This is a genomic window from Mesorhizobium sp. CNPSo 4661 (genome assembly GCF_057784215.1).
On sequence record NZ_JBWGIO010000001.1, the window covers coordinates 23,689 to 37,709 of the forward strand.

Consider the following 14,021-nt stretch of genomic DNA (forward strand, 5'->3'; position numbering starts at 1 on the left):
GCAGCCTCCAGGCTCATAGCCGGCGAGACACGGTTCCCGGTTGCGCCTCCGCAGAGCGGTCACCATTTGAGTGCCCTCGCCCGATCCGATCCGACATTCATCGCGCTTTCATCGCGGCGCGAGAACACCGCCTGCAAATCCGGCGAACTGCCGAGGGCCGCGTCTGCATTTTGCGATCCCCAGCTATAGGCGTAGTCGAACACGGGCGTTGGTATGAGCGCGTCCCAACGGGCCATAATTTGCTCTAACTGACCGACAGTCGGCAGAGTGTACTGACCGCCGCCGTCATCGACCCAGTTGCCGCCGCCGAAGGTTTGATAGACCGGGACCATCCTATCGCGTGGCACGTCCGCGGACTCTGCCGCGGCGATATAGAGATCGATCTCGTTGTAGTCACAACCCGCCAACTCCGTTCGGCAGGGATAAGGGTCGATACCGAATAGGTCTACGTGTGAGTTGGTGGGGTTGTAGGCGCCCGTGAACGACGGCCTCCTGGACGAAGTCGTGGTCATAAGGAGGATGAATGTTTTCGCGCCGGGCACGTTGGCATGAATCCAGTCGGACTCGATCTTCAGATTGTCAGCTGTGCAGCGACGGCGCTCCAGACCCGTAGGGTCTGGGTCATCCATCAGATAGAAGCCGAACAGCTTGGCGTTGCCGATGTACGGCCGAGCGGTGTTGAGGAACGTGCTATCGACGCCATTGCACTGGCCGACCCACACGAGGCCCCTGACGCCGTCCGGCAACGAGTTGAGCTGAGTGACGCTATTGACGTCCGCCAGATTGAAACCAGCGGCGCCGGGAAGATAATTTCCGTTCGAGTCGAAGTTGCCGTTGGAAGCGAAATGCAGAGTGGTTCCAGGCTCTGCGCGGGCCGGCGCAACAAACACTAGGCTTTGCAGGAGCAATATGCTCGCGGCCAGTTGAGCGACCTTCGCAGGCCGCAGGAGATGCACGGCCTGTGCGCTCATCGCTGTGGCGCGTCGCATGTACGACCTCGTTGCTCGCGCGTGTTTTTGTCATCCTTGAACCGAGTCCCGCCCGAGCTATCAATGAGGTCCCTGTAGACAGCGGCCTGACAAGCGACGACGTGTTCGAGGGAGAATTCCTTTCTGACGCGCTCGGCCGCGCGACCGGCCATGACTCGCCCCTTCTCTCGATTGCCGAGCAACTCGAGAATTTTTGCAGCCAACATGTGGGGCGCTCCGGGCGAAACCAGGAGGCCGTTCCACCCGTCGCGAATGACCTCGGCGCAGCCGGGCATGGTGGTGGTCACGATCGGCACACCGGCGAGTGCTGCCTCGAGAATTACCCGTGGCACGCCTTCCCGATACTCGGTCGGAAATGCGAACACGCTGGCAAGCGCGAGCAGTGATGGGATGTCGGATCTCGGTCCTGTCGCTTGCACATAGGGCGCATGCCGCTCGATCTCCGCTTGCGTCACCGCAAGCGGCCCTTCGGATTCGCGCGGCCCGACAAGCAGGAAGCGTACATCCGGACGCACTTCGTGTACCCTGGCAGCCGCTTTGAGCAGTGCCGGAATTCCTTTCTGCCTAGTCATCCGCGTCACGGTGATCACGACTTCGGCGTCGCCGAGTCCAAGCTCCTTGCGAAGCTGGGTTGGCGAAGGCCCCGACTTCAATGCTCGATCGAAACCATCGACATCGACGCCAGAGCCAGGAATCAGCACGGGCTTCTTCCCTGCCAGCCCGTGGCGCTCGAAGAATGCTAGATCGTCACCAATTTCGAAAACGGTGGCCGCGACGGAGCGGGCCGCGATTTTATGGAGCGCGCGATAGACTGGACGCAACGCCAAAGCCGTGGGAGATCGCGAGGAATAAAGGAAAGCCCGTCCGTTGATTGTGCGGATGACCGATACGCCAGGCGTGCTTCGCGCAGCCAAAGGAAGAAATACGGAAGGTTTGGTGTCGAAGCTCTGTGCGAGATCGGGCTGCACCTCGACAAGGATCTTCGAAATGCTCTTGACAGCGGCCCAATCGGCCAGCGGACTTACGAAACGGTTGAAATGGAAGCGCCGATAGTCGATGCCTGCTCGCGCAAACGGGGCGGGGTCGCCCGTTCCAGCCGCGGTTACGCGAAAGCCGTGATCGCGCAGGAGGGACATTGCCGGAATACGAAGATGATGGTCTTCGCCTCCGATATAGAGCAGATGGGGCTGGAGGGGGCCGCGTTCCGCCATAGGCGTCCTATTCGGATCGTCATGAAGCAGGTGAAGCCCCTGCCCACGATCGTCATACAGCCGGTCCGTTCTATGTGCATTCGGCATCTGTCCACCTCCCAGGAACGGCTCGTCGAGGCGTCAGCGGTTTGGGCAGAGGTAAAATAGATGTAAGCGGCCGTAAGCGCGTTCCCTTTCCGCCGTATTGAAAGACTGCGTTCATGTTATCCTTCGCGTTGCTAGAGTTCGCAGTCATTTAAATATCGTGTCGAGATGGCATCAGCTCTACTTTGGCGATCACGAGCGGCTGGAGCGGGTCTTGAAAACTAAACACAACGCTTTCCGCGCGTCTTCGTGCATTCGCAGGAGAGGATTCGCCGGCGCTTACGCATTAGGGCACGCCAGAGACGGCCTTCAGCCATTCGCAGGATGAAACATTAGACGATGATCATATATCTGGAGTCAGCCGGCTGGACTGAAACCGCCGGTTAGGCCCGGTGGCTCGACCCAACGCACCCCAATGCGGAACCGCCGGGCCGCTAAGGGGCAAGGCTTCCAGCCTTTGCCCTGCAGACGCGGCTGCTTCGCGAGAGCGCCGAAGAATCATACATGGAGGACGGCGTCCGGCTGTTGGAACTGACGGGCAACGCCACAGAGAGCTTTGAATACCTCGCGTTCCTGCGAGAGGCTGCGAACGAAACACCCCGCTAGGTTGGCCGACTTTGATCACGTTGCTGGCGTTCTGGTAGACGAAAGACAAATGAGGCTCGCGACTTCAGATGGACAAAGTCGGCGAAGCAGATGCCCGTATCGGCACGACCTCATCGGCATACCTCCACAAAGCTCCTTCCACTTCATTCGGCACTCAACCAAGACCAACGTCGGGTAACCAGTGAACCTGGGTCGCGCAACGCAGTTCCGACTGGGGCTGCCACTCCCATCTCCACTATGCAGCCTTCGCCGCGTGGATAGCATGAAGCGTCTCGGGCTTCAGATGTGTGTAGCGTCGCAGCATCTTCCAATCTTTGTGCCCTGCAACCAACGCTACCTGCTCAATTGTGAACCCAGCTTCGAGCAGTCGACTCGTTCCTTCGTGCCGCAAGTCGTGAAAATGAAGGTCGTGGATATCTAGGTCACCGCAACCTCGACGGAAGGCTGTGCCAACCGACCTATGATTGAATGGGAAAATGCGATCATCGTTATTGCTGCGCTTTGTCCGCCTCTCTTCAACAATGGCCCACGCATCATAGCCTGTGGCTGAGAACAGCGGTATGCGCTGATTGTTACCGTTCTTGTTTCGAGGGTCCTTCCTGTCGCGGACAAGGAGCATCCGCGTGCGAGATTCCAAATCGGACCAACGCGCCTTGCAGATCTCTTCCTGGCGCATTGCGGTTGCGACGGCGAACCGAATGATCTGGCTAATCGGTTCAATTTGGCGAGGGTTTGCGTCGAAATGATCAATTAGCTTGTCGAGTTCCTCCTGTGTCGGTCGTCTATCTCGCTGCTGGCCTTTGCCAACGAGACCAAGCCTCGTTAGGGCGACAGACGCTGTAGCTGAGCGCCGCCGGGTTGAAACCCGCGGCCTGCGCATCCTCGGAGGTCAGCACGGTGCTGGTCGCGCTGGTGTCGACCACGGCGCGTATCGGCGCGCCGTTGACCAGGATGCGGGCTTCGAAATGGCCGTTGTCGGCTTTGTCGAGGGTGACGGTCGGGCGGCCATTCTCCACGCCGAGCGCCAGCGGGTTGCCCGGAACGAGGCCGGCGGTCACACGGCTCGCGACGTCCTGCAGTTCGTAGCGATACTGGTAGCCGGCGATCAGCACGAGCACGAACGCGGTCCAATCGCCTCGGCCTGCGGCGCCAACGCCTCGGGTGGCCGTCTGCTCGCGACGGCCACGTCGATGTTTTTGCGGGCGAAGGCGTGGGCGAGGGCCTGGCCTATCTTGCCGAATCCTACAATCGCATAGCTCATAATGTTTCTCCGATCCGTGTTGATGTTGATTTCCCGGCCTTCAATGGCGCTGGGTTATCCGTTCCGCTGTGTGGGGCGACCTTTGCGCAGACTTCCCGTCACGAACGACTTCCGCGCGGCCGGGCCTGCCGTTCGGCGCGGAAGTCTTTTCGCCCTGGGTGGTTCCGGCGATCAGGCGCGATTTCAGATGGCCGAGAAGCCGCCGTCGACGGACAGCTCCACCCCATTCACGAAGCTGGAATCGTCGGAAGCAAGAAACACCGCGACCGCCGCAATTTCCTCGGCACGCCCCATCTTTCCCCGCGGGATCAGGGATTCGAACATCCGCTTCGCCTCCTCGGTGAGAACTTGGTCCTGCATCGGTGTGGCGATCGGACCCGGGCTCAACACGTTCACCCGGATATTCCTGCCCTTCAGTTCGTTGAGCCAAGTGCGTGCGAATGAACGCAACGCCGCCTTGCTCGCCGCATACACGCTGTAACCAGGAAAACCCTTCACCGAAGCAACTGACCCGGTCATGAAGATCGATCCGCCGTCGTTGAACAGCGGCAACGCCTTCTGAACCGTAAACAGCGTGCCGCGCGTATTCAGGCCGAAGGCCGCATCGAAATGCTGCTCCGTAATTTCGCCCAGCGGGACGGCTTCGCCTATGCCGGCGCTCGCATACAGGGTGTCGATCTTGCCCTTTTCCCGCTTGACCGTGTCGAACAGACGGTCGAGGTCGCCGAGATTGGCCGCGTCGCCGCGCACGCCGGTCACGTTGCGGCCAACCAGCTTGACAGCCTCGTCGAGCGCCTCTGCCTCCGGCCCGTGATGAAAACGTAGGCGCCTTCTTCGACGAACCGCTTGGCGCTCGCCAGCGCCATGCCGCTTGATCCACCCGTGATGACTGCAACCTTACCATCGAGCTTTCCCATGACTTCTCCTTTCGGCTTTCCTCGTTGCCCCGAGCATTCGTCCGGGGATCGTGTCGAGGTTGAAATGGGTCCGGCTGCGTCAGGCTTTCAGTGCGGAAGTTCGCACATCGGTGGTGCAAAATCGAACCAGGCGAGCTAATAACTTCAGCCAAGGAATGTCCGCGGTGAGCGACGCCCCTAAGCGCCGAAGTCATCACCCGACTTGTCCGAGGACGACGCTATTCGATGGTATCGGAGACGGGCTTTGGAAGACGCACCGCACGGTGCCGGATTGCACCATGATCGACTGGGATGACGTTCGCTACTTTCTTGCCGTCGCGCGCGGCGGCTCAGTCCGGGCTGCCGCCGGGCGTCTCGGGGTAAATCACTCGACCGTGCTGCGACGCATCGCTCAGCTCGAGGAACGCCTGGCGGCGCACATGTTCGAAAAGCTGCCTTCTGGTTACCGCCTGACGGCCGCGGGCGAGGAGGTCCTCGAGCTCGCGAACCAGATGGAAGCCTCGTCGCACCAGCTGGAGACGCGCGTCTTCGGTCGCGACCAGGGCGTGCGCGGGCTCCTGCGGGTGACGTTGGCGCCTACGCTTGCGACACACCTGCTCATGCCGGACTTCACCGATTTCGCGCGTCTGCATCCGGACATCGAGATGGAAATCTTGTCGTCCGGCGAGCTGGCAAATCTGACCAACCGGGACGCCGATGTCGCGATCCGCGTCGTCTACGACCGCAAGACCCTGCCGCTCAATCTTCACGGCCTGAAGGGGCCGGAGCTGTTCGGCGGCGTCTACATGTCTCGCGATCGACTGGCCGCGTGGCGCGCGGGCGCGCCGGATCCCATCCGGTGGATCGTCATAAGCGTTCATGGCATCCCGGACTGGGTCCGCGAGGGTGAGGTTCGTGCCACAGGGGTTCCTTTCAGGACCACGGATGGCGAGGCGCAGATCGTTGCCGTACGGCAAGGGGTGGGGATGACGACGCTGCCGTGCTTCGTCGGCGATGCCGACCCGCTGCTCGCAAGGGTGCCGGGCACCGGCCTGCACATGTACGGAACGCTCTGGCTTCTCACACAGGGCGAGGCACGCAAGACGAAGCGCGTGCGGCTCTTCACTGAGTTCATATCCCGCAGGCTCGCCGCCTACGCGCCGCTTCTCGCGGGACTGTCCTCATCGCCGGACTGACACACGGAATGTCGCCGATGGCGCTGTCTCGAGCGTAGCGCTTGTCGCCATGCAGCCGGATGCGAATCTCGCGACTGACTCTGACGGCGTCTTGCTTACCTATGCCGTGGCAGGTGAGGATTCATCAGCAAGTTGAGCGCGGTACCAGCCAACGCAATCGCCCGTGCTCACCGCTCCAGGCAGATCGCCACGCCCTGGCCGCCGCCGATGCAGAGCGAGGCCAGGCCCTTCTTCGCGTCGCGGCGGATCATCTCGTAGAGCAGCGTCACCACGATGCGACAGCCGGAGCCGGCCAACGGATGGCCAAGCGCGATGGCGCCGCCGCTCAGGTTGATGATGTCCTCGTTCCAGCCCATCTCGTGGTTGACGGCGATGGCCTGCGCGGCGAAAGCCTCGTTGATCTCCATCACGTCGAGGTCGGACGCGCGCCAGCCGGCTTTGTCGAGAGCGCGGCGCGAGGCCGCGACGGGGCCGAGCCCCATATCCATCGGCTCGACGCCGGCGGAGGCGTAGGAGGCGATGCGGGCGAGGGGTGTCAGGCCGAGTTCCTGCATCCGCGCTTCCGACATCACCAGCACCGCCGCGGCGCCGTCGTTGAGGCCCGACGAGTTGCCGGCCGTGATCGTTCCCGCCGTATCGAAGACAGGTCTCAGCCGGCCTAGCGCTTCCATTGTCGTTGTCGGATTGGGATGCTCGTCGCGGTCGATGACGCGATCGCCCTGCCTGGTCCTTATCGAGATCGGGACGATCTCTTCGTCGAACCGCCCGGCCCGGATGGCCGCGTCGGCCTTCTCTTGCGAGCGCAGCGCGAAACGGTCCTGTTCCTCGCGGGTGATCTGGTAGCGCTGCGCCAGCGTCTCCGCCGTCACGCCCATATGCACCTGATGGAAGGCGTCCCACAGCCCGTCGGTGATCATCGAATCCTTGACGATCCGGTCGCCCATGCGGATGCCGGCGCGGGCGCCGTGAATGACATGCGGCGCCGAGGTCATCGAATCCTGCCCACCGGCAATCACGCAATCGGCGTCGCCGCAGCGAATGGCCTGCGCGGCGAGATGGATCGACTTCTGGCCGGCGCCGCACACCTTGTTGACAGTCATGGCGGGGACGCCGACCGGCAAGCCTGCCTTGAGCGCGGCCTGCCGCGCCGGGTTCTGCCCGGCGCCGCCGGTCAGCACCTGGCCCATGATCACCTCGCTGACGGCATCTGGCGCGAGCTGCGCATCAGCCAGCATCGCCTGGATAAGCTGCCCGCCCAGCTCCGCCGCCGAGAGGTCGCAAAGCGCGCCGTTCAGCTTGCCGATGGGCGTCCGCTTCGCGGCAACGATATGCACGGCATCCATGGTCTGCTCCTCCGCCGGCGCGGTCCGCATGGCCGCGATCCTCGCTTGACATTCTGGTTATAACCAATAATCTGAAATGCATCGGCAGGCAAGGCCGCGGCATCGAGCCCGGCCTGCGTTGCGGGAGGAAATCCATGTCATCCGTGCTTTGGACGCCGGCGCCGGCCGCGTTCCAATCGTCCAACCTTGCGCGCTTTTCGACAGCCAACGGCTTCGACCCGCGCGACTACGAGACGCTGCACCGCTGGTCGATCGGCGATCCGGGCGCGTTCTGGCGGGCAGTGTGGGATTTTGCCGAAGTGATCGGTGATCCGGGCGCGATCTCCTTCCAGCGCGACGACAATGCGCCGATGACCGGGAGCCGCTTCCTGCCGGAAGCCTCGCTCAGTCTCGCGGAAAACCTGCTGCGCGGTGACGAGGAGAGGGTTATTCTGATCGAGGCCGACGAGAGCGGCCATTTCCGCTCCGTCACGCTCGGCGAACTGCGCCGTCTCGTCGCCCGAACGGCGCATGGCCTGCGCGCGGCCGGCGTCGTCAAGGGCGACTGCGTCGGCGGCATCCTGCCCAATCGTGTCGAAGGCCTCGTGGCGTTGCTGGCGGCTCTGTCGGTCGGCGCCGTCTGGTCGTCCTGCTCGCCGGATTTCGGCGCCGCCGCGATCGTCGACCGCCTTGGCCAGATCGGCGTCAAGGTGCTGTTCGCCGCGCCGCGCTACCGCTATGCGGGCAAGGAGCATGACATCTCCGACAGGCTGGCCGAGATCGTCGCCGCAATGCCGACGGTGACGACGCTGGTGCTGACCGGCGAGCCGGGCGCCAAGCCGGACTGCGCGGCGGACTGCATTTCGTTCGACGATTTCGGCAGCGACGCCCCGCTCGTCTTCGAGCGCGTGCCCTTCGACCATCCGGCCTATGTGCTCTACACCTCCGGCACGACAGGCGCGCCGAAGGCGATCGTCCACCGCGCCGGCGGCGTGCTGCTCCAGCATCTCAAGGAACACCTGCTGCATGGCGATGTTCGCCCAGGCGACGTCATGAGCTGGTACACCAACACCGCCTGGATGATGTATCACTGGCTGATCTCCGGCCTCGCCTGCCACGCGACAGTGGTGCTCTATGACGGCGCGCCGATCCTGAAATCGGCCGACGGCCTCGACCCCAGCCCGCTCTGGACGATGGCCGAGCGTGCCCGCGTCACCCATTTCGGCACCAGTCCGAAATATCTGGCGACGCTCGCCGCCGAAAATTACGCGCCGGGACGCTTGCACGACCTCTCGTCGCTGCGCTCGCTGCTGTCGGCCGGCGCGCCGGTTTCGCCCGGCCAGTTCGACTGGGTCTACGAGCATGTGAAGCGCGACATGATCTTCGCCTCGATCTCGGGCGGCACCGAGATCATCGGCTGTTTCCTGCTTGGATCGCCGATCCATCCCGTGCGGCGCGGCGAGCTCACCGTCAAAGGGCTTGGCCTCGCCGTCGCCGTGATGGACGAGCGCAACGCGCCGGTCGTCGGCCGCCAGGGCGACCTCGTCTGCACCGAGCCGTTCCCGTCGATGCCGCTGACCTTCTGGGGCAAGGACGGCGACGCGCGCTATCACGCTACCTATTTCGCCGCGCGCCGCGAGATCTGGACGCATGGCGACGTCGCTGAGATGACCGCTCACGGCTCCGCCGTCATCCATGGCCGTTCGGACACGACGCTGAAGCCCGGTGGCGTGCGCATCGGCACGGCCGAGATCTACGCGGCCTGCGAAGGTTTCGCCGAGATCGAGGATTACCTGGTCTTTGGCGCGCCGGTCGAGGGCGACGAGGAAATCGTGCTCTGCGTCAAGCTCAGTGACGGTTATGCGCTGACTCCCGAGCTTGCCGCGCAAATCCGCCGCGCGATCCGCGAAGGCGCCTCGCCGCGCCACGTGCCGCATCGCATCCATGCCGTGCAGGCCGTGCCCTACACACTCAACGGGAAGCGCGTCGAGGGCGCAGCCCGCACCACGCTCGAAGGCAAGCCGGTCAAGAACATGGCTTCGCTCGCCAATCCGGCGTGCCTGGAGGAATATCGCGCGCTCGACCGGAGCAAGGCGGCATGAGCAAGGGAGCGATCGTCGGCATCGGCGAGTTGAAGCCGCAGCGCCTGACCAGCGGTGTGACGACGCTCGAGATGATCGCCGAGGTCTCGCGCCTGGCGGTACTCGATGCCGGGCTGGAGCCGACGGCGATCGACGGGCTGCTGGTCGGGCCGCAGGTCGGCGAGACGCCGCAGCATGTTCCGGCGACCATCGCCGAGTATCTCGGCCTCGCGCCGACCATGGCCAATGTCGTCGATCTCGGCGGCGCGTCCGGTGCCGGCATGATCTGGCGCGCGGCGGCCGCGATCGAGGCCGGTATGTGCGAGGCGGTGCTGTGCGTGCTCGCCAACAACCGCGAGGAGACGGCGCCCCGCTCGCCCAACCGCAACCCGATCCGCGAGTTCGACGTGCCGTTCGGCGCCTCGGGCGCCAACATCTCCTACGCGCTGCTGATGCAGGCGCATATGGCTAAATACGGTTCGACCGCCCGGGACTTCGCCATGATCGCCGCGGCGGCGCGCGCCAATGCGCAGCTCAATCCCGACGCTATCTTCTTCGGCAAGCCGGCCGATGTCGAGGCGGTGCTGGCCTCGCCGATGATCGCCTCGCCGCTGCATCTTCTCGAAATCGTCATGCCGGTCGCCGGCGGCGAAGCCGTCGTTGTCACCTCGGCCGAACGCGCGCGGTCGTTGCGCAAGCCGCCTGTCCATCTGCTTGGCGCCGGCGAAAAGGTCACGCATCGCGCGGTCAGCCAGGCCCCACACCTGACCTCCGGCCCGCTGAAGAGCGCCATGGCGCGCGCCTTCCAACAGTCCGGCACGCGAGCCGAGGAGATGGATCTCCTGTCGCTCTACGATTGCTACACGATCATGGTCGCGACCACGATCGAGGATGCCGGCCTCTGCGCTCCGGGCCAGTTCGGCGCGTGGCTCAGCGACCACGACCTTTCGCACAAGGGGGACAAGCCGCTCAACACGCATGGCGGCCAGCTCGGCTTCGGCCAGCCGGACCTCGCCGGCGGCATGACCCATGTCGTCGAGGCGGTGCGCCAGCTGCGCGGCGAGGCGGGCGAACGCCAGATCGCCAACGCCGGGCTCGCGCTGGTCACCGGCAATGGCGCGACGATGAGCGAAGCCACCGCGCTCGTGCTGGGAGCCGCCTGATGCTAGTCGATTTGAACACGCTGAAGACCGCCGGCCCGACCATTACCGCGCTTACCCGGCCGTTCTGGGATGCCGCCGCCGAAGGGCGGCTGGCCATCCAGCATTGCGAGGACTGCGGCAAGGCCGTCTTCTACCCGCGCCCGATCTGCCCCAATTGCTGGAGCAGGCGCCTGGTCTGGAAAGACGCGTCGGGCAGGGGACGGCTCAAGTCCTTTTCGGAAATACACAAGCCTGGCCATCCCGGCTGGCTGCCGGCAGCACCCTACGTGGTCGGGCTGGTCGAACTGGCCGAAGGCCCGACGATGCTGAGCTTCATCCTGGCCGGCACACAACCGCTACACGTCGGGGACATGCTGCGGCTTGCGCCGACAGCCATCGGCGGCCGAGTCCTGCCGGCTTTCAAACCAGTCGAACCCGGAGCAGAGGAGAAGCCGAAATGAGCACCGAGACAAAAAACGGTTGGGTGGGTGTCGTGAAAGGCCGCCCGCAGGTCGGCGCCTTTGCCGAGCGCACGCGGCGCACGCGCATCAGCGACATCGAAGCCTTCACCGACATCACCGGCGACCGCAACCCGCTGCATTACGACCGCGCGCTAGCCGAGAAGTCGGTGTTCGGCAAGCTGATCGTCCAGGGCGGCGTCACCTCCGGCATCCTCAATGCACTCGTGGCGGAGGATCTTCCCGGCCCTGGAACCGTGTTCCTCGAAGTTGCCTGGAAGTTCGTCAAGGCCGTCGGCGTTGATGAGGAGATCACCGGACGCGTGGAGGTCAAGGAAGTGCGGCCCGACAAGCCGATCTGCAAGATCGAGACCAGCGTGCGCAACGGCCAGGGCGAGCTTTGCCTCACCGGCACGGCCACGGTCTTCACCGTTCCGCTGCAAGGCGTATGAGCACGGTCGGGGGCGGCCGGCTCGGCATGGTGGCCGACAGCGAGCGCTGGCGCGTGCTGTCGCTGCTCTGCCTGGCGGTCGTCCTGTCGCTGACCACCTGGTTTTCGGCGACCGCCATCCTTCCCGAGCTGAAGCAGGAACTGGCGCTGGGCGCGAGCGCCGAAGCGTGGCTCACCAATGGCGTCCAGGTCGGCTTCGTGGTCGGCGCGCTGGCGGCGAGCCTGGTCAATCTGCCGGACCTTGTGCGGCTCGGCCGCCTGATGGCGGCCGCGGCACTCGTCGCTGCTTTAGCCAACGCGACGCTGCTGCTTCATCCCGGGCCGGGCGGCGTGATCGCCGCGCGCATCGCCACCGGCGCCGCGCTTGCCGGCGTCTATCCGCCGGCGCTGAAGCTGGTCGCCACCTGGTTCACGCGCGACAGGGGGCTGGCGCTCGGCGCGGTCATCGGCGCGCTGACTGTCGGCTCGGCGCTGCCGCATCTCTTCCGCGCCGTCTCGACCGCGCTCGACTGGCAGCCGGTGGTCGCCGCCGCCAGCATGGCGACGGCGGCGGGCGCGCTGCTCTTTCTGCTGTTCGCCAAGGAGGGGCCCTATCCCTTCGGCAAGGCCGTGTTCGAGCCCTCGCGCATCGGCCAGGTGTTCCGCGAAAAACCGTTGCTATTAGCCAATCTCGGCTATCTCGGTCACATGTGGGAACTCTATGCCATGTGGGCCTGGCTGCTTGCCTATACGCGCGCCGCTTTCGAGGCGCAGGCGATCGGAACCGCCGCCACCGCGTCGCTCTCGACCTTCCTTGTCGTGGCCTCCGGCATCCTCGGCTGCCTGCTTGGCGGCTATCTGTCGGATCGCATCGGCCGAACCGTCACAACCGCCGGCATGATGCTCGTCTCGGGCGGCTGCGCGCTGCTGACGGGCTTTCTCTTCACCGGCCCGCTCTGGCTGTTCATGCTGGTGGCCATTGTCTGGGGCGTTTCGGTCGTCGGCGATTCGGCGCAGTTCTCCGCCGCCGTCACCGAGCTTGCCGACCGCCGCTTCGTCGGCACCGCTTTGTCCGTGCAACTGGGACTGGGCTTCGCGCTGACGGTGCTAGCCATCTGGCTGACGCCGCGTTTCGCCGATTTCATCGGCGGCTGGCGCTGGGCCTTCCTGCTTTTGGTTCCCGGACCGGTTCTGGGGGCCGCCGCGATGCTATGGTTGCGAAACTTGCCGGAGAGCGTGAAAATGGCGGGCGGTCTCCGTTAAGGAGGCGCTGCCGCTTCCTGAGTCGCGGCAAATGATTTTTGCGGCAGGACCGAATGGAACAAGCAACCAGAATGCGCGGGCGTCCTCGTTACGACCAGGAAGATGCCGAGGCGGCCGAGGCTTTCCGCTCGATAGGTTCCAAGGTCCAGCTCAACCGCGACGAGGCCGCACCCCTCTGGGTGCAGTTGCGCAACCAGGTCGAGGAAGCGATCAACACCGGCCTGCTTGCCGCCAATTCGCGCATTCCCTCGGAACAGGCGCTTTGCGATTTCTTCGGCGTCTCGCGGCCTGTCGTGCGCGCCGCGATCGGCTCGCTGTCGAACGAAGGCCGCATCATCAAGATGCCGCGCAAGGGCATGTTCGTCGCCGCTCCCCGCGAGCATGTCGACTTCATGACCGCCAATCTCGGCGTGTTCGACGACCTGACCGCCAAGGGCCACAAGGTCTCGACCCGAACGCTGGAGATCTACCGCTGCCCGCCGAGCGAGAAGGAATCGAAGGTCTTCGGCATCCCCGCCAATGGCAGCGTGGTCCGGATCTGCCGCGTCTACATGACCGACGGCGCGCCGATCACCATGACGCGCATCAGCCTGCCGGGGCACAGGGTGCCGGGGTTGGAGAACATCCTGTCGGAAAACCAGTCGATCTTCGGCACCATCCGCGCCGTCTTCGGCCTGACGGTGAAACGCGCCGACCGCTGGCTGCGCGCGGCCCTTCCGACCAAGGAAGAGGCCGACGAGATGGGCGTTGCCGCCAACACGCCGCTGATCGAGATCGAGTCGATCGCCTATGACGCCGATGGCGCCGCGCTCGAATATTACGAGGCCTTCTACAACTCCTCGGTCGCTCGCATCCACATGGCGGTCGTGCAGCCGTCGGCGACCGTGAACGGCGTCGATCGCACCTGATTTGCGCTCATCCAAAAAAGATTCTGTTTTCTGGTTATAACCAGATTGACGGACCCAGGAAGCTTCTGTAACGTCCCTGTCATGGGGTCGGGAGGAGCCTGACCCAGAGGCATTATCAGGACCAGTCGGCTTGCGGCGCTGCTTCGGCGGCGAGGGCGGAGTTTTGCCCGCGCT

12 protein-coding genes and 2 pseudogenes are annotated in these 14,021 nt (G+C 64.4%); 7 read left to right on the forward strand and 7 right to left on the reverse strand.

All coding sequences use genetic code 11. The features are described 5' to 3' along the window. Nucleotides 1–59: 59 nt before the first annotated feature. From AC0YKC_RS00085 to AC0YKC_RS00110, 6 genes and pseudogenes are all read right to left on the reverse strand, one after another. On the reverse strand, nucleotides 60–989 hold the full coding sequence (locus AC0YKC_RS00085) for a hypothetical protein (RefSeq protein ID WP_488509016.1): 930 nt from the start codon (nucleotides 987–989) through the stop codon (nucleotides 60–62). Beyond that, nucleotides 968–2,287, reverse strand: a complete 1,320-nt coding sequence (locus AC0YKC_RS00090; RefSeq protein ID WP_488509017.1) for a glycosyltransferase — start codon at nucleotides 2,285–2,287, stop codon at nucleotides 968–970. Before AC0YKC_RS00090 ends, AC0YKC_RS00085 begins: the two co-directional genes overlap by 22 nt. An 838-nt stretch (nucleotides 2,288–3,125) precedes the next feature. Next, nucleotides 3,126–3,770: a site-specific integrase gene (locus AC0YKC_RS00095; RefSeq protein ID WP_488509019.1), complete on the reverse strand. Its 645-nt coding sequence runs from the start codon at nucleotides 3,768–3,770 to the stop codon at nucleotides 3,126–3,128. Continuing rightward, nucleotides 3,724–4,020 (reverse strand): annotated as a pseudogene (locus AC0YKC_RS00100) (retroviral-like aspartic protease family protein); the annotation flags it as partial. The gene AC0YKC_RS00095 and the pseudogene AC0YKC_RS00100, both read right to left, overlap by 47 nt. Beyond that, a pseudogene (locus tag AC0YKC_RS00105) lies at nucleotides 4,014–4,151 on the reverse strand (NAD(P)-binding domain-containing protein); the annotation flags it as partial. The pseudogenes AC0YKC_RS00105 and AC0YKC_RS00100, both read right to left, overlap by 7 nt. A 183-nt stretch (nucleotides 4,152–4,334) precedes the next feature. Then, complete coding sequence (locus AC0YKC_RS00110; protein WP_488509599.1) at nucleotides 4,335–5,027, reverse strand: SDR family NAD(P)-dependent oxidoreductase; 693 nt, start codon at nucleotides 5,025–5,027, stop codon at nucleotides 4,335–4,337. Between the two features lie 319 nt (nucleotides 5,028–5,346). Here AC0YKC_RS00110 and AC0YKC_RS00115 point away from each other — a divergent pair, with 319 nt between their 5' ends. Next, complete coding sequence (locus AC0YKC_RS00115; RefSeq protein WP_488509021.1) at nucleotides 5,347–6,243, forward strand: LysR family transcriptional regulator; 897 nt, start codon at nucleotides 5,347–5,349, stop codon at nucleotides 6,241–6,243. Nucleotides 6,244–6,410: 167 nt separating this feature from the next. On the opposite strand, the gene AC0YKC_RS00120 is transcribed toward AC0YKC_RS00115, so the two are convergent. Then, nucleotides 6,411–7,616 carry an acetyl-CoA C-acetyltransferase gene (locus tag AC0YKC_RS00120; protein ID WP_488509023.1) on the reverse strand — a complete coding sequence of 402 codons (1,206 nt, stop codon included), beginning with the start codon at nucleotides 7,614–7,616 and terminating at the stop codon, nucleotides 6,411–6,413. A 104-nt stretch (nucleotides 7,617–7,720) separates the two neighbouring features. Between AC0YKC_RS00120 and AC0YKC_RS00125 the strand changes: the two genes are divergently transcribed. The 6 genes from AC0YKC_RS00125 to AC0YKC_RS00150 all read left to right on the forward strand — a co-directional run bounded on the left by AC0YKC_RS00125 (nucleotide 7,721) and on the right by AC0YKC_RS00150 (nucleotide 13,847). After that, nucleotides 7,721–9,667 (forward strand): acetoacetate--CoA ligase, encoded by a 1,947-nt coding sequence (locus AC0YKC_RS00125; RefSeq protein ID WP_488509025.1) that lies wholly within the window; start codon nucleotides 7,721–7,723, stop codon nucleotides 9,665–9,667. Beyond that, entirely contained in the window at nucleotides 9,664–10,809 is a 1,146-nt protein-coding gene (locus tag AC0YKC_RS00130; protein ID WP_488509027.1) for a thiolase family protein, read from the forward strand. Before AC0YKC_RS00125 ends, AC0YKC_RS00130 begins: the two co-directional genes overlap by 4 nt. Beyond that, entirely contained in the window at nucleotides 10,809–11,249 is a 441-nt protein-coding gene (locus AC0YKC_RS00135; protein ID WP_488509029.1) for a Zn-ribbon domain-containing OB-fold protein, read from the forward strand. Before AC0YKC_RS00130 ends, AC0YKC_RS00135 begins: the two co-directional genes overlap by 1 nt. Further along, complete coding sequence (locus tag AC0YKC_RS00140) at nucleotides 11,246–11,698, forward strand: MaoC family dehydratase (protein ID WP_488509031.1); 453 nt, start codon at nucleotides 11,246–11,248, stop codon at nucleotides 11,696–11,698. Before AC0YKC_RS00135 ends, AC0YKC_RS00140 begins: the two co-directional genes overlap by 4 nt. Continuing rightward, nucleotides 11,695–12,939: an MFS transporter gene (locus tag AC0YKC_RS00145; protein ID WP_488509032.1), complete on the forward strand. Its 1,245-nt coding sequence runs from the start codon at nucleotides 11,695–11,697 to the stop codon at nucleotides 12,937–12,939. The genes AC0YKC_RS00140 and AC0YKC_RS00145 overlap by 4 nt, the downstream gene beginning before the upstream one ends. 71 nt (nucleotides 12,940–13,010) lie before the next feature. Further along, entirely contained in the window at nucleotides 13,011–13,847 is an 837-nt protein-coding gene (locus tag AC0YKC_RS00150) for a GntR family transcriptional regulator (RefSeq protein WP_488509034.1), read from the forward strand. Nucleotides 13,848–14,021: the final 174 nt, after the last annotated feature.